This window comes from Gammaproteobacteria bacterium, assembly GCA_029862005.1.
In the GTDB taxonomy this organism is placed as follows: Bacteria; Pseudomonadota; Gammaproteobacteria.
In genome coordinates, this window is the sequence record JAOTYD010000017.1 from 31925 (window position 1) to 53741 (window position 21817).

Sequence of the window (21817 nt, forward strand, 5' to 3'; positions counted from 1 at the left end):
TACCCGCTATATCGGCATCGACGCCATCGCTACCAGCGGGCAGCGATTTTAGCCATCGCGCCGATGCCAGGCAAGATATAATTAATCCTTCGAACGCGAGCTAAAGATATCAAACCATGACAAATCCCGAACACAAGATCAGGCCCGTCACCGAATCGGACCGACTTCAATGGGACCCGCTATGGCAGGGCTACCTCCGGTTTTACCAGTCGAGCCTGGCGGATGAAGTCACGGACCTGCTGTGGCAGCGCATCATCGACCCGGCGCACGATATTCAGTGCCTTGTGGCCGCAAATGAAAAAGGTGATCTTGTCGGACTGGTGCATTTTTTCCCGCATCCACATACCTGGTATGCAAACCCGGTCTGTTATCTCAATGACCTGTTCGTGCTGCCGGCTATTCGTGGCGCAGGTATTGGCAAAAAGCTGATCGACGCCGTGGTAGATGTAGCGAAACAACAGCAGTGGAACGAGGTTTACTGGCACACACAGAACCATAACGCAGTCGCGAGAGGCCTCTACGACAAGATAACGGGTGGCACTGATGGATTTGTCAACTACACCATAGATGTAGCCCGACTGGCTGCTCGATAACCAGACGAAAGCGTCGTAAGTCAGGAGTTGATTCGTTGACAAAGCTATTTATTGCTTGCCGAAGCATGTCGTTTATGCACTCTGGCAAGTCGTTTAACGGTTGACTGCGGCCAATACATTCTGTTTAAACTTAAAACACGCATTGAACACCCCTACTTGCCGGCAATTTCACTGGCACAGGGTGGCTGACACCGGGTATTCTCTGCACAGACCCAACCAACTCAACGCTTATGCATTATTCAGGATTCAGCCTGCTCAAACAGGCACTCACCGGAAACCGCGGCTGGACCAGGACGTGGCGCAACCTCGAGCCGAGGAAACGCTATGACGTCGTCATCATCGGCGGTGGCGGTCACGGTTTGGCCACGGCCTATTACCTCGCAAAAATGCACGGCATAACCGACGTCGCGGTTCTGGAGAAAGGTTACATCGGTAGTGGCAACACGGGTCGCAATACCACCATTGTGCGCTCCAACTACATGCTTAACCCGAACGCACAGTTCTACGAGCACTCAATGAAATTGTGGGAAGGACTAAGCCAGGACCTGAACTACAATGTGATGTTCAGCCAGCGGGGTGTGTTAAACCTGATTCATAACGATGCCCAGCGCGACGCTTTCGCACGTCGCGGTAACTCGTTACGATTGAACGGCATCGATGCCGTCATGCATGATCTGGAAGGCGTCAAGAAACTGATGCCACATCTCGATTTCTCGAAAAATACGCGTTTCCCGGTTCAAGGCGGACTGGCACAGCCGCGCGGTGGTACTGCGCGTCACGATGCGGTCGCCTGGGGTTACGCGCGTGCGGCTGATCGCCTCGGGGTTGAAATATTTCAAAAGTGTGAAGTTACCGCCATCAAACGTAAAGGTGACAAGATCATCACTGTTGAAACGACGCGCGGTCCAATTGAAGCGGGCCAGGTCGGCGTTGCGGTTGCGGGTAACTCGAGCCGTTTGTTTAATATGGTCGGCATGAATCTGCCGATTGAATCACATGTACTGCAGGCCTTTGTTACCGAGGGCATCAAGCCGTTGGTAGACACCGTATGCACCTTCGGTGCGGGCCACTTTTATATCAGCCAGTCGGACAAGGGCGGCCTGGTTTTCGGCGGTGATCTCGACGGCTGGAACACCTATGCGCAACGCGGCAACCTGCCGACCTTCAATCACGTGGTCGCCGGTGGCGTGACGATGATGCCCTGCCTTGCACGCCTGCGTGTATTACGCCAATGGGGTGGCGTTATGGATATGTCGATGGATGGCTCGCCGATCATCGGCAAAACCCCGATAGATAATCTCTACCTGAACGGGGGTTGGTGTTACGGTGGTTTCAAAGCCACACCGGCCTCGGGCTGGGTGTTTGCGCACACCATAGCGCACGACAAGCCGCATGCGCTGAACGCGGAGTTTACGCTGGAGCGTTTTCGTGAAGGTAACCTGATCGACGAAAAAGGCGTGGGCGCCTCACCTAAATCACACTAGGGGGTATTGATATGCTGAGAATCGATTGCCCCTGGTGCGGGGTACGCAACGAAGACGAGTTTTCCTATGATGGCGATGCAACGGTCAAACGGCCCGCAGATAACGCCCCCGGGGACGACTGGTATCACTACGTTTATACGCGTAAGAACCCGGCCGGCCCACATCGCGAATACTGGCACCATGTGAATGGCTGCCGCGCCTGGCTCGTGGTAGAGCGCGATACCGTCACGCACGAGATTTTCAGTGTCGCACCGGCCTCACCCCACCTCCCGGTCCCCGGCAAGGAGTCCTGATCGATATGAGCCAGCAATTCCGTACCAGCAGCGGTGGGCAAATCGATCGCGGTCGTACGCTCAGCTTTACCTTTGATGGTAAATCGTATCAGGGCTACGAGGGTGACACTCTAGCGTCGGCGCTACTAGCCAACGGCGTGCGCCTGGTGGGACGCAGTTTCAAGTACCACCGGCCACGCGGAATCCAGACTGCTGGCTCGGAAGAGCCCAACGCGATCGTCGAGTTGCGCACCGGCCCGCGCAAAGAGCCAAATACCCGCGCAACGACAATCGAGTTGTATGAGGGCCTGGTTGCCAACAGCCAGAACCGCTGGCCTTCGCTGAGCTTCGACGTGATGTCGATCAACAACCTGTTTTCTCCATTGTTGTCGGCCGGCTTTTACTACAAAACCTTTATGTGGCCGGCTTCATTCTGGACCAATGTCTACGAACATGTAATCCGCCGTGCGGCTGGTCTCGGTACCGCGCCAACCGACCCGGACCCTGATTTTTACGAGCAGTGTCATGAACACTGTGATGTGCTGGTGGTCGGCGCAGGACCCGCCGGGTTATCGGCCGCGCTGGCCGCGGCCCGGGCTGATGCTCGGGTCATTCTGGTGGACGAACACCCGAGGGTGGGCGGATCGCTCAACGACGAAAACGTTTCCATCAACGGCAAACCCGGCAGCGACTGGGCACTTGAAGTTTATGAAATACTTCAGCAAATGGAGAATGTGCACGTTTTCACGCGCACAACCCTGTTCGGTTACTACGACCATAACGTGGTCGCGGCGATCGAAAAGGTCAGTGACCATGTGCCGGTCCCGCACAAGGGTCACCCGCGCCAGCGTATGTGGACTTTTTACCCGGGTCGGGTAGTCCTGGCAACCGGCGCAACCGAGCGACCACTGGTTTTTGGCAACAACGACAAGCCAGGCGTCATGCTCGCCTCGGCCGCGAGGGCTTATGTGAATCGCTATGGCGTCAAACCCGGCAGGCGCGCCGTGATTACGACCAACAATAATGATGCCTACCGTACCGCGATCGACTTGCATCATGCCGGGATTAGCGTTGCCGCGGTTGTCGATTCACGCCGGCACCCCGACGCGCCCCTGGCAGCAGAACTCGAAAAACTCTCGATCCGCCTGCTGACCGGCAGCACCGTCGGTTCAGCCGAGGGTGGTCGACACGTCACCCATGCCCAGATTGTCACTACCCTCGGAGACACGCTTGAACCCGAACGTATTGACTGTGACCTGATAGCCTGCTCCGGCGGCTGGAATCCGAACGTCCATCTGCATAGCCAGTCCGGCGCAAAACCGGTTTACGATGATTCAATCTTGAGCTTTGTTCCCGGTAAATCATGCCAGGCAGAAGTATCGGCTGGCGCTGCTAATGGTAGTTTCAGCCTGCAGGAATGCCTCGCGCAAGGCACCACCGCGGGAACCGCCGCGGCCAGGCAGACGGGTTACCCGTCCAGAAAAATGCCGGCCGCGAAGACTGAACATGAGGGTGAATACGAAATCGAAGCTTTGTGGATTTCACCGACACCGTACAACAAAAACTACAAACAATTCGTCGATCAGCAAAACGACGTCAAGACCAGCGACGTGGTACAGGCCTCGCAGGAGGGTTTCGACTCGGTCGAGTTACTCAAGCGCTATACCACCCAGGGTATGGCGACCGACCAGGGCAAGACCAGTAACGTCAACGCGTTGGCAATACTTGCCTGTCAACGTGGTGAACCCTTACCTGAAGTTGGTATTACTACCTTTCGACCACCCTACGTGCCCGTCGCGATGGGGGTTTTTGCCGGGCACACCGTCGGTTCTGATTTCATGCCGGTACGGCGTACCGCCATTCATGACTGGAATACCAAGCAGGGTGCTGTCTTTGTCGAAGCCGGCCTGTGGCTGCGCGCACGTTATTATCCGCAAATGCCGGGCGATACGATGAATGATTGCTACATTCGTGAAACCGAGGCAACCCGTAATAATGTCGCGATCGTCGACGTGACCTCGCTCGGCAAGATCGACATCCAGGGACCCGACGCATCCGAATTTTTAAATCGGCTTTATATTAACAACTGGCTCAAGCTACCCGTGGGCAAGGTACGCTATGGCGCGATGCTGCGCGAAGACGGAATGGTTTTTGACGATGGTACGACTTCGCGCCTCGGCGAGCATCACTTCTTCATGACCACCACGACGGCCAATGCTGCATCCGTGCTGGCGCACATGGAGCAGTATCACCAGATCGAATGGCCGGAGCTCGACGTCGTGTTTTGCTCGGTAACCGAGCAATGGACCGGAATCGCGGTCGCGGGACCCAACAGCCGTAAACTGCTGGAACAGGTAATCGATATCGACATCAGCAACGAGGCCTTCCCCTTCATGAGCGTCAGCGAATGCATGATGAAGAATATTCCCGGGCGCCTTTTCAGGATTTCGTTTTCAGGTGAACTGGCCTATGAAATCAACGTGCCCGCCGACTATGGCGAGCAGGCATGGCTCGATCTGCTCGAAGCCGGCAAGGAGCTGGGTGTCTCGGTTTACGGTACTGAGGCGCTCGGTGCCATGCGTATCGAGAAGGGCCATGTGGCGGGCTCCGAACTCGACGGTCGCACCACTGCGAAAGACCTGGGTCTTGAAGGCATGGCCAACCGGCAAAAACATTTCATCGGCAAGCACAACTCCGAGCGACCGGCCCTGGTTGGAGAAGGGCGTTTGCAGGTGGTAGGACTCAAGTCACTGGTACCGGACAGGAACCTGCGCATCGGTGCGCACCTGGTCGACCCAAAGGCCAAGCTGGAGACCGTGAGCCAGTCACAAGGTCATGTGACCGCGACAACCTACAGCCCGCAGCTTGGCTGCGGTATCGCGCTTGGTCTGCTGCGGGATGGTGCATCAAGACACGGTGAACAAATCGAGGCAGTCTTTCCGCTCGATGACGAAACGCTCAGCGTCGAGGTCTGCCACCCGATATTCATCGATCCCGAGGGAGAACTCGTTCGTGCCTGATCAACAAGACTTGCCTCGACGCGTTTCGCCATTGTTGCCGGCGGAAGGTGATTTTATTATCGACTACAAGAATGTACGCCTGGCTGAACGCAAGTCGTTGACCGCGATCCAGGTGCTGGCCTTCAACGGCAGGTACGCGGAGGTCGCAGCGGCAGTCGGTTCGGCACTCGGCATCACGTGCTCGACCCGGCCCGGCATCGTCAATTCGGATGGTAAAACCCAGGTCTGCTGGAACGGGCCGAATAGCTGGATGATCGTGTGCAGTGACGCAGAAACCGGGCGCGCGCCCGGCGAATTGTTCAGGATACTACAGGATGGAGTAAGCGATCTCGGGGCAGTGATCGATCAGAGCCATGGCCGCTGTAGTTTGCGCCTGAGCGGTTCGCACGCACGCCAGGTGATGGTAAAAAACACGGCTATCGATCTACATCCACGCGCGTTCGGCCCGGGTCAATGCGCAATGACTTCAGTGGCGCACATGAATGCCACGATCGTCCAGGTTGACGATACCCCGACTTACGACCTGTTCGTGATACGCAGCCTGGCGCGTTCCTTTGCGCATTCCATCGAGCACGCCTGCCACGAATTCGCAAGCGAAGAGTAATCCGATTATCGGAGCGCTTTCAGGTTGGAAATCAACAGGTTTTGCTTGCGAATCATTTCCTCCTGGATCTGGTGCGCCAGGTCAAGTTCAGGACCGCAGCAGCTGGCCGCAGTCTTGAGCTGATTCTTGGTTGTCTTTTTGACTGTCTTTACCAGGAGTTGACTGACGATGTCTCTAACCTGCTCTTTTTCCGAATCTGACAGGTCATGGCTCGACAGTGCCGACAAAATCGACTCGGTGGTATGTTCGATAGAACTTTCAACTGACATAAGTTTTTCCCCATTTATTCAGAGCGCTTCGAGGCTCTGCTCAAGATCGTTGATCAAATCCTGACAATTTTCAATTCCAACTGACAGACGCAGCAGGTTCGGTGGTACCGAACTATGCGGACCTTCCACCGACGCGCGATGCTCGATCAGGCTTTCCACGCCTCCCAACGAAGTTGCAGGCACGAACAGGCGGGTACTGCCGGCAATTCGTTTTGCTGCCTTCACGCCCCCCTTGACCAGCAATGATAACATGCCACCGAAGCCGCGAGTCATCTGCCGTTTTGCGACCTCGTGCCCGGGATGGCTTTCGAGGCCGGGATACAGCACACGCTCCAGACGGGGATGGTCTTCAAAATGCTGCGCCAGGCGTAAAGCGCTCTGCGATGCCTTGTCGAAACGCAGGAACAGGGTGCGCATACTGCGTAACAGTAACCAGGCTTCAAAAGGTCCCAGCACCCCACCCGTCAGGGTTCTTACCAGCTTGATCTCTTCCCAGCGTTCGTTCCTTTTAGCGGTCACCAGGATGCCGGCCATTACGTCACTGTGACCGTTCAAGTACTTCGTTGCCGAGTGAAATACGATATCGGCGCCGTGCTCGAGCGCGCGGGTTGTCACTGGCGACGCAACCGTTCCATCAACCGCTAAAATTGCGCCGGCATCGTGTGCGATCTCTGCTGCAGCGGCGATATCAATCACCTCCCAGGTTGGATTAACCGGTGATTCAATCCATACCACCGTTGTTTTCCCGGGCTGAACCGAGCGTTTCAGATTCTCGATATCACCGGCGTCGAACAAGGTCAGACCGATCGAGCGCTTTTCCGAAATTCGACGTAACCAGTCCTGCGAACCGTGGTACATGATTCTCGGCGCCACCACGTGCTCACCGGAATTCACGGTTTCGAAGAATGCACATACCGCCGCCATGCCCGATGCGAAGCAACTTGCTTCAGCACCACCATCGAGTTCGGCACAAACTTGTTCGAGCAGTTCCCAGGACGGGTTACCCGAACGGCTATAGCTAAACTTGCTTAGGTACTGGTACTCGGAATCCCTGGCATAGGTCGTTGAAAACTGCAGCGGCGGGCTGACTCCACCGGTTAACTCGTCAATATAGTGGCAGGCCTGTACGACGCGCGATTCGAGCGAATCTTGATTATCGTTATTCATGGGCTATGTTCTGCAAATATATGACTAAACTAGTAAAAAAATGATTTATCTTAACATCATTAATCCCTTATTCTTGCAATAGTTCTGCATCCTTGATTGAGATTCATTATGGCCGCATCACCGTATTCCATCGATAGCTCCAAGCGCAAAATCGATCCTTATAAAAATCCGGATGCCGCGTTAAAACCCGACGGCACCCCGGATGATAATGACCGGGTCGAAATCGGTCCCACCGCGCTCGCATTTGCCGAGTGGAAGACGCTTGGCCTGGAGATTCCGCACCTGGATACGATGCGCGAATTCCGGCTGCAACGCCTGATGCAGGAATTGCAGGCGCGTGACTATGGCGGCATCGTTTTATTCGATCCGCTTAATATTCGTTACGCCACCGACTCCACCAACATGCAGCTGTGGATCACGCACAATCCGGCGCGCGCCTGTTTCGTCTCGGCTGACGGTTACATCGTGTTGTTCGATTTCCACAGCTGTGAGCACCTTTCCGATCATTTACCGTTGGTCAGGGAGCGACGTCACGGCGCGTCGTTTTTTTACTTTGAATCAGCACAGCGTAGCGAAGAGCACGCACTGCATTTTGCCAGGAATATCGACGAGTTGATGCGCACCCATTCGGGTACAAATCGACGCTTGGCCGTCGATAAAATAGAGATTGCGGGCCTGCGTGCGCTCGAAAAAATCGGCTTCGAAGTATTCGAAGGCCAGGCGGTCACCGAGGAAGCTCGCGTTATTAAAGGTCCCGATGAAATCAAGGCGATGCGCTGTTCGATTGCAGCCTGCGAGGCCGCGATGTATGAAATGGAAGCTGCCTGTGAAGCGGGCAAGAGCGAAAATGAAATCTGGTCGGTGCTGCACGCAGGCAACATTAAACGCGGTGGCGAGTGGCTCGAAACGCGAATTTTTTCGTCCGGGCCGCGCACCAATCCCTGGTTTCAGGAGTCGGGGCCACGTATCGTCAGCGACGGCGAGCTGCTCGCGCTGGATACCGACATGGTCGGCACCTACGGCATTTGTTGCGACATCTCGCGCACCTGGCTGTGCGGTGATGTCGAACCAACAGAGGCACAAAAACGTATTTACCAGATCTCCTACGAGCACATCATGACTAACATGGATTTGCTCAAGCCGGGGGTAACGTTCAGCGAGATAACGCAAAAAGCGCATCGCTTACCCGACAACTGTATTCCGAATCGCTACGGGGTCGTGATGCACGGCGTCGGCCTGTGCGATGAATACCCGGCAATACGGTATCGCGAGGATTACGACGCCCACGGATATGATGGCGTGGTCGAACCTGGCATGGTGTTTTGCGTCGAGGTTTACGCCGGTGAAGTCGACGGCAAGGAGGGCGTCAAGCTCGAAGACCAGGTGCTGATCACCGAAGATGGTTACGAGAACCTGATCAAGTATCCTTTCGAAGAAAGACTGCTGAAATAATCGCTGGCTATTTACTGTCATCCCCGGCCAGTCTGTCATACCCCGCCAGGCTGTCATACCGCGGCTTGACCGCGGTATCCAGTGATATTAAGGATAAGTCAGGCATTGCTGGGTCCCGCCGCTCCGACGCATCGGATCAAGTCGCGGGACGACAGACTCTGTATGGCGTGCCGGCCAATTCGCAGGATGACGGGCGCTCGGGCTATTTACGCGGAGCGCTAAGCGGTCGGTTCGAGTAACGGTTCTGCGCCACCCAGTTCCTCCTTGCGATGGGCCATATAGGCCTGCAGTGCTTCCTCGATGGCCGGGTCTACCGGTGGTGGCTCAAATTCTTCGAGAATTTTTGGCCATAACTCGGTGGCGCGGGTGGTGGCATCTTTGGCACCGGCGATGACCCAGTTTTCACTGTTTTGCCAGTCGCTGATAAAGGGCTCGTAAAACGCGTGCTTGTAGCGTTCCATGGTGTGTGCGCAGCCAAAGAAATGACCGCCCGGTCCAACCTCGTGCATCGCTTCGAGCCCGGTCTCTGCCAGATCGATCTTGAGTGGCTCTAACATCTTGCTCATGTGCTGCAGCATTTCACAATCGATAACCAGTTTCTCGAAAGACGCAACCAGCCCCCCCTCGAGCCAGCCGGCAGTGTGATAGATCAGGTTACCGTGACCCATGACAGAGCCCCACAGGGCCATCTGGGTTTCGTATGTCGCCTGCGCATCAACCGCGTTCGACGCATTACAGGCGCTAGTGCGGTAAGGCAGCTTGTACCTCCGTGCCAGCTGGCCACCCGCGATATTGGCGAGCGCGTTTTCAGGCGTGCCAAAAGCCGGCGAGCCGGAACGCATATCGACATTGGAGGTAAAACCGCCGTAAACCACCGGGGTACCTGGATTGGTCAACTGCAGCAGCGCGATGCCGACCAGCGCTTCCGCATTCTGCTGTGCCAGCGCACCGGCCATCGTCGATGGTGTCATTGCGCCCATCAGGGTAAACGGGGTCACCGTCACCGGCTGACCGAACATCGCCATCTGCATTGAGCCATAGGCCATCGCATCGTCGAGCTTGCGCGGCGAATTCACGTTGATATTGGTCATCACGCTCGGATTGGTCTTCATTTCCTCCATGCTCAAGCCGCGCGCAATTGCGCTCATTTCGATCGCGTCGCGCGCGCGCCCGCCACCGATTCCGGTGGCAAAAAACGGCTTGTCGGAAAGTGTCAGGTTGATATAGGTCGTGTCCAGATGACGAGAATTTGCCGGCATATCGGTCGGTGCTGTCGCCTGGTTACCAAAGAAGGTCAGTACGTTGAAATACTGCCCGAAGCTTATCAGCTTCTTGTAATCCTCGTAGTTTCCGGCGCGGCGACCATTAATATTGTCGTGGACATTGGGGGTTCCCGACACCAGCCCGAAATTGATGACGTTACCGCCAACCAGCAGGGTTTGCTCCGGATTGCGCGAAACTACCTCGAAAGTCTCGGGTGCCAGGCCAACCGTTTCGAGTAACAGTTCCCGGTCCACGCGCACCACGCCCTGCTCATCGACGCTTGCGCCAGCCTTGCGAAACAATTCCAGGGCCTGCTCACCCAGCACCTCGATGCCTTCTTCCTCGACGATACGCAGCGAGACATCGTGAATAAATTCTAGTTGCTCCTCGTCCAGCGGTTCCAGCGGAGCAAATCGATTGCGCAGTACTTTACGGTCGATTTGACGAACCGCTACCTGTGGCTCGCCAGGCAGCTTGCGATTGCGCCGACGGCTTGTTCTGGTCATGGCTTCTGGGTCTTTTTGATTAACGGGTGATTTAAGCCCAGCAATCTTATATTATCGCTGGTCCTTTATCGATCCATATCATTTCACTTTACGGGGGAAGTAAAATGGGCAGAAGCGCCAAGGTTCGTGGATTATCCGACATTCTGACTTTTTTTCGGCGCAACGAAACCCCGATCTTTTTCGTCTCGCCGACCGCGTTCAACCTGCTCGGCCTCGAAAAATTCGTCAACCGCTTTTTTCACATCAATTATTTCGATTCTTTTGATGGCACCCACCCGCGCGTATTCGTGCCCTCGGAAAAAGGCCATGCAGAGTTTGAATCGATGGAGGATGTGTGCAACTACATGCTGATGCACAAGGAGGTCATCGATAAGATAAAAAAAGCCGGCAATGGCCCGGCCAAGTTACTGTTCGTCATGCTCGACGAAAAAACCGAAGAGATCTGCCGCGACCTGGGCGTCGACATCGCCTTGCCCCCGGTGGGGTTGCGTAAAAGACTCGACTCCAAGATCGAGCTGACCCGGCTCGCCAGCGAGGCCGGAATCGATAGCGCACCCAATGTACTCGGCAAGGCCGACAGTTTTGACGAGCTCATGAAAGCTGCCACCGATGCCAGGCTGGGCAATGACCTCGTGGTACAAACCCCTTACGGTGATTCCGGCCGCACTACCTTTTTTATCAAGTCTGAAGCTGACTGGCAGAAGAACGCCGACGACATGAAAGGCGAGCAGCTGAAAATCATGAAGCGCATCGATCATATGCCCGGAACCCTCGAGGTATGCGTCACCCGTCACGGCACCCTGTCGGGCCCGATCCAGACCGACATCACCGGCTTCGAGGAAATCACCCCTTACAAGGGTGGTTGGTGCGGCAATGACGTCTGGCCGAAGATATTTAACGCGAAGATTCGCAGAGAATTGCGCAACATGGCCTCGGCTTTGGGGAACAAGCTATACAAGGAGGGTTACAAGGGTGTTTTTTGCATGGATTTCCTGCTCGACACCAACGATGGCACGCCTTATCTCGGCGAGGTTAACCCGCGTATCAGCGGCGCGAGTCCCCTGACCAACCTGATCACCGCACACTACGGCGGTGTGCCATTGTTCCTGTTTCACTTGCTTGAATATCTCGATGTCGATTACGAAATCGATCTGCGCAAGGTACAGAATCGCTGGAACGAGTACGATTTCTGGAGCCAGCTGGTATTGAAGCAGACCGAGGACAAGGTGAAGCAGCTGACGCATGCGCCGAGGAGCGGTGTCTGGACGATGGACCACCACGGCAGTATTAGCTATGACCGACCCGATCTCGACTGGACCAACGTTATCGATAACGACGAGGCTTACTACCTGCGGGTTTATCGCGAAGGTGATTATGTTTACAAGGGCGCCGATCTCGGCATCATCGTTTCGCGCGGTCGCATGCAGACCGAGCAGCGCGAGTTGCGGGAACGCGCCAAGCTCTGGACCGCGGCGATAAACGCCGAGTTCCATGGCGTCGAACCCCAGGCGGTCCCGGATCTTTACCAGGATCCTTTCGGTTCCAAACTTTTCTAGGCGCTTTGCTGTCCCAGGTCGTCGGTAGCGGGAGTGACAATCGAATTATCCCAGCCGACCAGTTTCTCGATCGCCTCGGCAACGCGCAGAACTTCGTAATCGCTGCCCTTCGGCCCCAGTATCTGCAACGATAGCGGCAGGCCCTCATCACCAAGGCCCATCGGTATCGCACAGGCCGGCATGCCCGCGAGATTGGCATCGTAAAGAAAGCTCGCCCAGTCCAGCCACGGGAGTTCGATATTCGTATCATCGATCTTGTGGGGATGAATACTGCCATGCGGAAAAGCTTCACAACCGAGGGTGGGCGTCACCAGGATGCGAGCATCGTGGCGGGCAAACATTTCGGCATAGTGACGACGAATGACTTTACGATGGGCCTGTGCTGCGTCGAATTCCTTGGCGCTGAACTGCTCGCCAAAATCGAAAAAGCCCTTGGCCACTTCACCCAGGTAATCGATATTGTAGGCACTACCGCGCGCATTTTCCGCGGCATCGTAGCAGGCGGTGACCGCCCAGGTGATCACCGACGAAGAGAGTCCGGGATTATCCTCCACCAGGTCGAAATCCGCTTGCTGCATCATGCCAATGACCTTGCGAAACGCTTCGCGCACGTCACTGTTTACTGGCGCGAATCCAAGATCCTCCGAGTAAATAATCCTGGACCCGGTCGATTTCGGCCCCGAATCCGCAGTAAAACCTTCACTTAAAATCTCGAAGAACAGGCGAGCATCGGCTACGCTGCGCGTCATCGGGCCGTAGGCAACCAGCGATTGCCAGGAGGGGAAGCAGGGTTCGCGCGGGATTACCCCGAAACTGGGTTTGAAACCGACAATGCCACAAAAGCCTGATGGAATGCGGATCGAGCCTCCTCCGTCACCACCCAGTGAAAAAGAACCCAGCCCGGTCGCCACCATGACCGCGGCCCCACCCGACGATCCGCCGCAGGTACGTTCAATATTCCACGGATTCGACGTCAGTCCGTAGATCTCCGAATCGGTGACCCCGGTGAGACTGAATTCGGGGCAGGTGGTTTTGGCAAAAATAATCGCGCCTTCCTGTTCCAGCAGTTCCACCGCGCGGCAGGTTTCGGTTGGAATAAAATCGCTCAGTATCTGCGATCCGTTGGCACAGGGATAGCCAGCAAGAAACTGTGAATCCTTGATGGTGATCGGCAACCCGCAAAGTCGGCCACCTTTGCCACTGGCGCGTAACTTATCGGCTTCCTGGGCGGCCTGGCGGGCGCGGCTGTATAGCTTTAACGCAATTGGATTTAATAGCGGCCCGATGGCCTCGGCACGCGTGATCGTTTGTTCGAGTAGTTCGACGGCGTCGATCTTTCCTTGCGCGAGTGCTTTTAATTGCTCTGTTGCGGTCAGAGAATGTTCTTCCATATACGGCGTTTTTTAGAGAAAGGGCCGGGAGTAATCCCGGCCCTTTCAACAGGTAACGAAAGTCCGCAGCTTAGACAGCTACGTTATCGTTCGCAACCGTTTCCTCGGCCAAATAAGCTTCGACCGGAGTCCCAACGTCAACCGGTACCTCGGCGGTTACCTGGTACCACGCCTTGGCACGTCGGGAAATCTCGTCCTGAGATACGTTTTCGATCTTGCTGGCCATCGACCACAGGTATCCATTGCCATCGACAAGTACACCGGTGCGGTCGCCCCAGTACGCATCATAGAGCGGTGTATGGACCTTGGCGCCGGCTTCGAGCGCGCGTTCCCAACTGAGGTCGACATCGTCGACGTAAAGATGAATCTGTCCGGTGCAAGCCCCCAGGCGCAGGGGTGAAAAAATACCCTGCTCTGGAGATTCGACGTTCAGGGCTATAATGCTGTTGCCGATTTTCACGGTTGCATGAATCGCGATTGCGTCATCTGCACCGCTTTGGCGCGTCAGTACCTCGGCACCGAAAACTGCCAGGTAGAAGGCGATGGCGGCATCGACATCGAAAACTGTCAGGCAAGGTGTCGCAGTTCTATAACCACGTGGGATAGGGGAAACTTTTTTACTCACAGTATGCTCCATAATATGAATTTTGCGGAATAAGGATAAAATTCTTTCTGATACAAAAAACGCAGAACGGAAAAATTGCAGCCATCTACATTATGAACCATAATGTAGGCAACTAATTTGAATTTGTCAACACCATGAATCAAGATGTCAGCCTCGGGATTAGTGGCTCGGTCACCCAGGCCGACCTGGCGCCGTTGCGTGAAAGTGCACGGCTCGGCGAGTTTGCAGTGGTTTACCGCATCGAACGCCTGCACCAGGGTGGCGGCTATGGCGACCAGGGTAAACATCCACTGGCCTGGGCAGTGGCGGTTTATGTCGACAACCAGCTGTGCCGGGTATTCAACGCGCGCGGGGCTGGCCGTGAATGGAACAGTATCGACCGTCTCAGCACCTGGTTGCGTGAGCAGGGTTTCTGGTACTGGTGGACGCGTAACGATCTGGAACCCGTGGGCAACGCGCTCACTGAGCCAGATGATACGCCTGATCCACCCTCACCCACCATCATCGACCCACCATTTTCACCCTTTTAATGAGTCATCCAACCCATATGGATTTCACCTTCCACGCCTTCGCGGAAGAGACACCCGGACCAACCTGGCAACAGCATTTTAAAAACCTGTGGCCCGCTTATCGTCGCTGGTTTCTGCGCTACGGTGAAGGCGATCGACCCACTTATCATGAGTCGGTGCAAGCGCTTAGACGTCATATGCCCGAATTCGAAGCGATATACGAAACCATGGTCGACCTTGCCGGTGGCGGCGATCATGCGGCACGTTTCCTTGCCCAGTATTGCCCGCCGCCGTTATTTCGCGGCTGCTCGCAGGCGATTTATCACGCCGATGAGATCGTCATGGTGCGCAGCTACGATTATTCGCCCTACGTGTTTGATGGCCTGATCATGCGCAGCAAGTTCGCGCAGCGCCAGGTCATCGCCATGCTTGACTGTATGTCCGGGGTGCTCGACGGTATCAATGACGACGGGCTTGCGGTATCGATGTCATTTGGCGGTCGTGAAGAATTCGGCGAGGGCTTCGGGATTTCTATTCTGCTGCGCTATCTGCTCGAGTTTGCGGGCGATGTCAAAGAGGCCTGCGAGTTGATTAAAAGGGTTCCGGTCCAGGGTGCCTATAACATCATGCTGCTCGATCGCGAAGCTAATTTCGAAACTGTCGAACTTGATGCGGGTCGTACCCCGAACTTCGTCGGCAGCCGGGTCGCCACCAACCATCAGGCAGACAGTAGTTGGCCACTGTATGAAGAAAAGGTGTTTACCCACGCCCGATTCCAGCATTTGCATAACGTGACTGCGGATCGCGAACATACCGCTGCTGCGTTCGCCCGCGAATTCCTGCAGTTTCCACTCTACCAGACCCGATTTGGGCGTGGATTCGGTACCCTGTACGACGCCGCATTCTTCCCACAACGCAATTCCTGTGAATACTTCTGGCCGCACAATAGCTGGGCGTTCAACTTTCGAAATTTCAGCGCACGTGACTACCACATCGCCTTTGTCGATCCTGAGGGCTACCCGCCGAAGAGCCAGGCTTACGGCGAGGTATACACCAGCCAGCCGGTACCTGTTCTGAAGTTCTAAACACCATAGTCCCGGTTCAATCGATCGAATCGCGCATTCCAGATACATCGGTGACCACAGCTTTGATACTCAGCCACTTCGGGAGTAATCTCGCAAAAGTGTAGCGCGGCAAGAATGCTGCGGTCCGACGCATCGGGCGACAAGCGGATCCATGGATGGACCAACCAACGCAAGCGCCGGTTGGTAGCGTCTTTTGCGGGATTACTCCCGAAGTGGCGTATAAATCGAAAGCTTGACCAAAGTGATCGGAACGGGATTTGCGATGATGCTGGTGCTATTGCTGGAATTTTACCAGCGCTTCCTCGGTAAACAGTTGCAGACCTATTTCGGCGTTGTAGCCATGGATTTCCTTGACATCCAGTGCACGCATAAATGCCAGTATTTCCTCGCTCACCACCTGTCCCGGAACCAGCACCGGAAAACCAGGCGGATAAGGCGTTACGAAGCTGGCAGACACTAACTCACGGCCGGACTTCATAGCAACGCCAATGGTTTTCTCGTCGATGGTCATGTACTCACAGTTCTCATCGTCGTAGGCTAAAAAAAACGCGCTACGAATATCACCTTCGCTTGTCTTGATTTTGTTTGCGGCGCCGGGGCTGAAGGCTGCATGAAAGTAACTGAAATCGGGCAACGGTGGCAAATCTTCCGAAAGCGACTTGACTCTATTATCGATCAACTTGCGCTCAACCCTGCCTGCGTCTTCGCGCTCATGCTCCAGATCTGTAGCAATCTTGACCAGTACCTCGATTAAAAACGCGACCGAGCTACGAGTAGTACCGATATTGGTCATGAACAGTACGGTGTTACGCGAGGTCTTGTTGATCTGGATGCCGTATTTATCCATCAAGTACTCGTTTTTGAAGGTATCGCCGTCGACACCCGTCTTACCGATGTAAAGCGTCAAGCGTGACAAATCGATGACAAATTCATCGATAGCCCAGGCCTCTTCCATGCGTGTGTTGCGCCAGCCTTTTTCCTTATCGAAATAACAATCAATACCGGATGGTCGGTATTCTTCCGGGATCATGTCTTTGGCGTTTAAAAATCGAAAATAGCGACTCAATAATGGATGCGACACGACGCGTTCGCGGATTGCCATCGCCAACTCGATTTGTTTTTGTACCATTTCGAATCCCTCAAGTTCGACCTGGCGCCGACCAATATCGAGCGAGGCCAGGATCTGGTAATTCGGCGAGGTCGAGGTGTGGGTCATGAAAGCCTCGTTAAACGGTTCCTGCACCTTGTGATTAAATTCCTGGTCAGCGACATGGATCATCGAGCCCTGGCGTAACGAGGTCAGCGATTTATGCGTAGATTGCGTTGCATAAACGCGAATTTTGACTTTGTCCGGATCCGGCAGCAAAGGCTCATCAACCAGATCAGCATCTTTTAATTTGGCGATACGCTCTTTATGTTCGGCATACTGCTGCGCGTAATCATCGCTACGATATTTTGCCCTTAAATACTTGGCGGTCACCATCGCGGTGCGGCGTCGATAAGCCGGGGTGAATCCGGCGAAAGCGAACCAGGCTTCGTCCCAGAGAAAAATCAGGTCGGGCTTAATCGCGAGGCACTCTTCCATTACCCGTTTGACGTTATAGACCACGCCATCAAAGGTGCAGTTGGTCAGTAACAACATCTTGACCATGTGCAATAGACCGGCCTTTTTATAAAGCAACAGATTTCGCTTGATTTCCTTAAGCGGCACCGCGCCATACATGGAGTAATTATTCAGCGGGTAAGAATCAAGATAGCAGACATGGGCGCCAGAAAGCACCATGCCATAGTGATGTGACTTGTGACAATCGCGATCAACCAGGATGATATCGCCCGGTTTAACCAGCGCCTGCACCACAATCTTGTTCGCGGTGGAGGTACCGTTGGTGACGAAGTAGGTACGCTTGGCGCCAAACGCGCGGGCCGCCAGCTCCTGGGCTTTCTTGATCGGCCCATGCGGTTGTAGCAGTGAATCGAGTCCGCCCGAGGTGGCCGAGGTTTCGGCGAGAAATATATTCATGCCGTAAAATTGCACCATGTCCTTGATCCAGTGCGACTTGGTGATCGATTTGCCACGCGATATCGGCATCGCGTGGAATACCCCGGTGGGTTGTCGGCTGTATCTGCGCAGTGCGGTAAAAAACGGGGTCTGGTAACGAGCCTGGATGCCCCGCAGGACATTCAGATGCAGATCGAGGTAGTCTTCCTGCTGGTAAAAGATGCGTGCAAATTTTTGCGTGACATTTCCGGCAATATCTTCCACTGCGGCATCGGTAACCAGGTACAAGTCGAGTTCCGGCCGCAGTTCGGATAACCAGTTGCCGAGCAGCGGACCACGCTCGATGCCGAGTGCTTCTTCGTATTTCGATTCATCGATACGCGCCAGGTAGCGTTGCAGAACTTCGAGATGATTGGCCGAGCGCAGCGGAAATCCGTAACGAATCACCACTGCCTGGATATTGTAGTTAAACAGGACTGCAATCAGCGCATCTTCAAAACTCGGCACCACGACGATGTCGTAGATAAATTGATCTTCCGGGCGTCGTAGTGCATGCAGGCTTTCACGCAGTCGCTTGACGTCCTCAGGTCCGCTTTCATCGACAAACAGTAGCTCGAAATAAGGTCGCTGCTGCTGGCGCTCTTCGTCATAGTACTGGTTGACCTCATCCTTGTCCTCAAGCTCGGTTGGCACGCGCAGGTTAATTTGCCGTGAGCGATAAGTGCCTCCGGTTAATGCGCGCACAATCCTCGAGACTACACGCGAAAGCAGGTCAAAATCCTGTTGCTCGAACAGATGCCACAGCAATTTGAAATCTTCATGTGATGGAAAAGCGGTATAGTCTTCGATGCTCTGCAAAACGGACATGGCATCGCCGGTTTTCTTGATTAATGCAGCGACATCCGCTTTGCGCAACTGTTTTTCGGCCAGGCGATGGGTGTGTTCCTTGAGTCGATTCCAGGTATCGAAGCGCAGTTGTGTGGGACTATGATAAAAGTCCAGCGTAGTCCGCGATTTCCTGTTGGGAGGGGCGCCAGTGTCAGGCATTGCAACTCCATTCCTATCCTCTGTCATCATTCTAACAGATGATGTCTGTGAACGATCGCTACTTTTACCGCTTGTTCTCTAAATTTATTGTCGCCCAGGGGCGAAATCGTTATGCTGCACGCCTTTCCGGCAAATTTCTTGGGATCAAGCATATGAGTATTCAACTAACGGACCAGGCACTGCTTAAAACAAAAGCCTATATCAATGGCCAATGGGTGGACGCTGACAACAGCGAAACCGTGCCGGTGACCAATCCTGCCAATGGTGAAGTTATCGCTGAAGTTGCGAAATGCAGCACCGCGGAAACCCGCCGCGCGATCGAAGCAGCCGGCGCCGCGTTTCCCGAATGGAGCAAAAGGACTGCTAAAGAGCGCGCCGCCTGTTTGCGCAAGTGGTTCAACCTGATGATGGAAGCACAGGAAGACCTGGCGATGATCATGACTGTCGAACAGGGTAAGCCGTTGGCCGAGTCGCGCGGTGAAGTCGCCTACGGTGCCAACTATATCGAATGGTTTGCCGAGGAAGCCAAGCGCATCTACGGCGACACCATCCCGCAGCCTTCCAATGACAAGCGCATCGTCTGTATCAAGCAACCCGTGGGTGTCGTCGCCTGTATTACACCGTGGAATTTTCCCAACGCCATGCTGACGCGCAAAATTGCGCCGGCGCTTGCGATCGGCTGCACTGTGGTCTGTAAACCTGCCAACGCAACCCCGTTATCCGCCTACGCGTTCGTCGAACTGGCCGAGCGTGCCGGTATTCCGCCGGGCGTCATCAATATGGTCACCGGTGAAACCGCTGCCATCGGCAAGGAACTGACATCCAATCCAACCGTGCGCAAGTTGACCTTTACCGGATCTACCCCGGTTGGCAAGCAACTGATGGCCGAATGTGCACAGACGGTAAAACGTACCTCGATGGAACTCGGTGGTAACGCGCCTTTCATCGTCTTCGACGATGCCGATCTTGACGCAGCCGTCGCCGGTGCACTGATCAGCAAGTATCGCAACGCCGGGCAAACCTGCGTTTGCGCCAACCGTATCATGGTTCAAGCCAGCTGCTATGACGCCTTTGCCGACAAACTGGCAACTGCCGTCAGCGGCCTCAAGATGGGTGACGGCACCGAGGAAGGTGTTACGGTTGGACCCCTGATCACCGAACAGGCCGCAAACGATATGGAAGCTTTTGTCGCTGACGCGGTCAGCAAGGGCGCAAACATGGTGGTCGGTGGTAACCGTTCCGAGCTCGGGACCCATTTCTTCGAACCCACCATTTTGACCAACGTCAATGGCGAAATGCGGGTATTCCGTGAAGAAATCTTCGGGCCGATCGCACCCCTGTACAAGTTCGACACCGAGGATGAAGCCATCCAGATAGCGAACGATACCGAGTTCGGCCTCGCCTGTTATTTTTATGCGCGCGATATCGGGCGCATCTGGCGGGTTGCCGAAAGCCTCGAATACGGCATCGTCGGTATCAACGAAGGCATCATCTCCAATGAAATGGCGCCGTTTGGGGGTGTCAAGGAATCCGGACAAGGCCGCGAAGGCTCGAAGTACGGTCTCGATGATTATACCGAGATCAAGTACCTGTGCATGGGAGGAATCGACAAATGAGTAACCCAAAACTGAAAGTGACCGAATTTGCAGGTCTTTCCAACAAAGAGTGGCAAACTCGTAAAGAAGATGCCGTGGCCCGCGGTCAGGGAAATATCGCGCCGGTTTATGTCGAACGTGCGCAGGGTTCGGAATTGTGGGACGTGGAGGGCAACCGCTACATCGATTTCGGTACCGGTATCGCCGTTTGTTCGGCAGGTCATTGCCATCCGAAAATCACTGCAGCGGTGGCCGAGCAGCTCGACAGGTTCAGCCATACCTGCGTCATGGTCACTCCCTACGACAGCTCGGTACGCCTGGCCGAAAAACTGAATGAACTGGCGCCCGGGCCGAGCAAGAAAAAGTCAATTTTCGTCACCACCGGTGCCGAGGCGATCGAAAATGCAGTCAAGATCGCGCGCGCGCATACCGGACGACGCGGCGTGATCGCCTTTAACGGCGGCTTTCACGGCAGAACCATGCTCGCGATGGGGTTGACCGGCAAGATTACTCCTTATAAAAATCTGTTCGGTCCGTTTCCGGCAGAGATTTACCACGCTCCGTTCCCGATCGAGTATCACGGCGTCTCGGTGGCTGACGCACTCAAAGGAGTTGATAACCTGTTCCAGGCCGATATCGCAGCCAGTGATGTCGCCGCGATCATCGTCGAGCCGGTGCAGGGTGAAGGTGGCTTTTACCCGGCGCCAGTGGAATTTTTACAGGCGCTGCGAGCACTTTGTGATGAGCATGGAATCGTTTTGGTCGTCGATGAAATCCAGACCGGCTTCGCACGCACCGGCAAGATGTTCTGTAGCGAATATGCCGATATCGAGGCCGACCTGATGACGGTGGCCAAGGGCATGGCCAATGGTTTTCCGATTGCCGCGGTTGTCGGTAAAACCGACATCATGGACGCGCCACTACCCGGCGGTCTCGGCGGCACTTATGCCGGTTCACCACTTGGCTGTGTCGCAGGGTTGGCGATGATTGACGTAATCGAAGAAGAAAACCTGGTCGACTCTGCGAGCCACGTAAGCAAGATATTTGCCAGTCGCCTCGAAGCCTTGCAGGCGAAATTCCCGGCAAACATCGGCCACCTGCGCACCAGTCACGGCGCGATGATGGCAATGGAGCTGGTCAAGAACGGCGATGCCGAGCAACCGGACCCGGACCTGACCAAAGCATTAATCGGTGCTGCCTATGAAAATGGTCTGGCACTGCTCAGTTGTGGCGCACGCGGTAACGTCATTCGCTTCCTGCCCGCGCTGAACATCAGCGACACACTGATCAACGAGGGTATGGATATCCTCGCAAGCTGCCTCGACGATCTGGTCTAAGCATCGACTCCTGACGTCATTGCGAGGCGCATAGCGTCGAAGC

17 protein-coding genes are annotated in these 21817 nt (G+C 55.0%); 11 read left to right on the top strand and 6 right to left on the bottom strand.

Annotated features, from left to right (window positions below):
• Nucleotides 1-116 precede the first annotated feature (116 nt).
• The 5 genes from OES20_11800 (at nt 117) to OES20_11820 (ending at nt 5973) form a co-directional block, all read left to right on the top strand.
• Nucleotides 117-593, top strand: coding sequence for a GNAT family N-acetyltransferase (locus OES20_11800; protein MDH3635376.1), 477 nt, complete (start codon nt 117-119; stop codon nt 591-593).
• A 230-nt stretch (nt 594-823) separates the two neighbouring features.
• Complete coding sequence (locus OES20_11805; protein ID MDH3635377.1) at nt 824-2077, top strand: sarcosine oxidase subunit beta family protein; 1254 nt, start codon at nt 824-826, stop codon at nt 2075-2077.
• Nucleotides 2078-2088: 11 nt separating this feature from the next.
• Nucleotides 2089-2370 (top strand): sarcosine oxidase subunit delta, encoded by a 282-nt coding sequence (locus OES20_11810; protein ID MDH3635378.1) that lies wholly within the window; start codon nt 2089-2091, stop codon nt 2368-2370.
• A 5-nt stretch (nt 2371-2375) separates the two neighbouring features.
• The gene (locus OES20_11815; protein ID MDH3635379.1) at nt 2376-5369 is read left to right on the top strand and encodes a sarcosine oxidase subunit alpha family protein; all 2994 of its coding nucleotides are present in this window, start codon (nt 2376-2378) and stop codon (nt 5367-5369) included.
• Complete coding sequence (locus tag OES20_11820; protein ID MDH3635380.1) at nt 5362-5973, top strand: hypothetical protein; 612 nt, start codon at nt 5362-5364, stop codon at nt 5971-5973. Before OES20_11815 ends, OES20_11820 begins: the two co-directional genes overlap by 8 nt.
• Nucleotides 5974-5978: 5 nt before the next feature.
• Here the strand turns inward: OES20_11820 and OES20_11825 are convergent, their stop codons facing one another.
• Nucleotides 5979-6242, bottom strand: coding sequence for a hypothetical protein (locus OES20_11825; protein MDH3635381.1), 264 nt, complete (start codon nt 6240-6242; stop codon nt 5979-5981).
• Nucleotides 6243-6260: 18 nt separating this feature from the next.
• Nucleotides 6261-7409 (bottom strand): PLP-dependent aspartate aminotransferase family protein, encoded by a 1149-nt coding sequence (locus OES20_11830; protein MDH3635382.1) that lies wholly within the window; start codon nt 7407-7409, stop codon nt 6261-6263.
• A gap of 108 nt (nt 7410-7517) precedes the next feature.
• Here OES20_11830 and OES20_11835 point away from each other — a divergent pair, with 108 nt between their 5' ends.
• On the top strand, nt 7518-8861 hold the full coding sequence (locus tag OES20_11835) for a Xaa-Pro peptidase family protein (protein MDH3635383.1): 1344 nt from the start codon (nt 7518-7520) through the stop codon (nt 8859-8861).
• 218 nt (nt 8862-9079) lie between these two features.
• Here the strand turns inward: OES20_11835 and OES20_11840 are convergent, their stop codons facing one another.
• Nucleotides 9080-10630, bottom strand: coding sequence for a trimethylamine methyltransferase family protein (locus OES20_11840; protein MDH3635384.1), 1551 nt, complete (start codon nt 10628-10630; stop codon nt 9080-9082).
• 104 nt (nt 10631-10734) lie between these two features.
• Here OES20_11840 and OES20_11845 point away from each other — a divergent pair, with 104 nt between their 5' ends.
• Nucleotides 10735-12186 carry a biotin carboxylase gene (locus OES20_11845; protein MDH3635385.1) on the top strand — a complete coding sequence of 484 codons (1452 nt, stop codon included), beginning with the start codon at nt 10735-10737 and terminating at the stop codon, nt 12184-12186.
• Here OES20_11845 and OES20_11850 read toward each other — a convergent pair.
• Nucleotides 12183-13577: an amidase gene (locus OES20_11850; GenBank protein MDH3635386.1), complete on the bottom strand. Its 1395-nt coding sequence runs from the start codon at nt 13575-13577 to the stop codon at nt 12183-12185. The two genes, OES20_11845 and OES20_11850, sit on opposite strands and share 4 nt — an antisense overlap.
• Before the next feature lie 70 nt (nt 13578-13647).
• Nucleotides 13648-14202: a VOC family protein gene (locus OES20_11855; GenBank protein MDH3635387.1), complete on the bottom strand. Its 555-nt coding sequence runs from the start codon at nt 14200-14202 to the stop codon at nt 13648-13650.
• A gap of 134 nt (nt 14203-14336) precedes the next feature.
• On the opposite strand from OES20_11855, the gene OES20_11860 reads away from it, so the two are divergent.
• The gene (locus OES20_11860; GenBank protein ID MDH3635388.1) at nt 14337-14732 is read left to right on the top strand and encodes a hypothetical protein; all 396 of its coding nucleotides are present in this window, start codon (nt 14337-14339) and stop codon (nt 14730-14732) included.
• Nucleotides 14732-15796 (top strand): C45 family autoproteolytic acyltransferase/hydrolase, encoded by a 1065-nt coding sequence (locus tag OES20_11865; protein ID MDH3635389.1) that lies wholly within the window; start codon nt 14732-14734, stop codon nt 15794-15796. The genes OES20_11860 and OES20_11865 overlap by 1 nt, the downstream gene beginning before the upstream one ends.
• 274 nt (nt 15797-16070) lie before the next feature.
• Here the strand turns inward: OES20_11865 and OES20_11870 are convergent, their stop codons facing one another.
• A complete protein-coding gene (locus tag OES20_11870) occupies nt 16071-18842 on the bottom strand; it encodes an aminotransferase class I/II-fold pyridoxal phosphate-dependent enzyme (protein ID MDH3635390.1) in 2772 nt (923 codons plus the stop codon).
• Nucleotides 18843-18994: 152 nt separating this feature from the next.
• Between OES20_11870 and OES20_11875 the strand changes: the two genes are divergently transcribed.
• Together OES20_11875 and gabT are read left to right on the top strand one after the other, a co-directional pair.
• Complete coding sequence (locus OES20_11875; protein ID MDH3635391.1) at nt 18995-20458, top strand: NAD-dependent succinate-semialdehyde dehydrogenase; 1464 nt, start codon at nt 18995-18997, stop codon at nt 20456-20458.
• On the top strand, nt 20455-21774 hold the full coding sequence (gene gabT / locus OES20_11880; GenBank protein ID MDH3635392.1) for a 4-aminobutyrate--2-oxoglutarate transaminase: 1320 nt from the start codon (nt 20455-20457) through the stop codon (nt 21772-21774). The genes OES20_11875 and gabT overlap by 4 nt, the downstream gene beginning before the upstream one ends.
• Nucleotides 21775-21817: the final 43 nt, after the last annotated feature.

What these genes read in the sequence shown, in the direction of transcription:
- OES20_11800 (MDH3635376.1), top strand. Translation starts at nt 117, where the DNA reads ATGACAAATCCCGAACACAAGATCAGGCCCGTCACCGAATCGGACCGA.
- OES20_11805 (MDH3635377.1), top strand. Translation starts at nt 824, where the DNA reads ATGCATTATTCAGGATTCAGCCTGCTCAAACAGGCACTCACCGGAAAC.
- OES20_11810 (MDH3635378.1), top strand. Translation starts at nt 2,089, where the DNA reads ATGCTGAGAATCGATTGCCCCTGGTGCGGGGTACGCAACGAAGACGAG.
- OES20_11815 (MDH3635379.1), top strand. Translation starts at nt 2,376, where the DNA reads ATGAGCCAGCAATTCCGTACCAGCAGCGGTGGGCAAATCGATCGCGGT.
- OES20_11825 (MDH3635381.1), bottom strand. Translation starts at nt 6,242, where the DNA reads ATGTCAGTTGAAAGTTCTATCGAACATACCACCGAGTCGATTTTGTCG.
- OES20_11830 (MDH3635382.1), bottom strand. Translation starts at nt 7,409, where the DNA reads ATGAATAACGATAATCAAGATTCGCTCGAATCGCGCGTCGTACAGGCC.
- OES20_11835 (MDH3635383.1), top strand. Translation starts at nt 7,518, where the DNA reads ATGGCCGCATCACCGTATTCCATCGATAGCTCCAAGCGCAAAATCGAT.
- OES20_11840 (MDH3635384.1), bottom strand. Translation starts at nt 10,630, where the DNA reads ATGACCAGAACAAGCCGTCGGCGCAATCGCAAGCTGCCTGGCGAGCCA.
- OES20_11845 (MDH3635385.1), top strand. Translation starts at nt 10,735, where the DNA reads ATGGGCAGAAGCGCCAAGGTTCGTGGATTATCCGACATTCTGACTTTT.
- OES20_11850 (MDH3635386.1), bottom strand. Translation starts at nt 13,577, where the DNA reads ATGGAAGAACATTCTCTGACCGCAACAGAGCAATTAAAAGCACTCGCG.
- OES20_11860 (MDH3635388.1), top strand. Translation starts at nt 14,337, where the DNA reads ATGAATCAAGATGTCAGCCTCGGGATTAGTGGCTCGGTCACCCAGGCC.
- OES20_11865 (MDH3635389.1), top strand. Translation starts at nt 14,732, where the DNA reads ATGAGTCATCCAACCCATATGGATTTCACCTTCCACGCCTTCGCGGAA.
- OES20_11870 (MDH3635390.1), bottom strand. Translation starts at nt 18,842, where the DNA reads ATGCCTGACACTGGCGCCCCTCCCAACAGGAAATCGCGGACTACGCTG.
- OES20_11875 (MDH3635391.1), top strand. Translation starts at nt 18,995, where the DNA reads ATGAGTATTCAACTAACGGACCAGGCACTGCTTAAAACAAAAGCCTAT.
- gabT (MDH3635392.1), top strand. Translation starts at nt 20,455, where the DNA reads ATGAGTAACCCAAAACTGAAAGTGACCGAATTTGCAGGTCTTTCCAAC.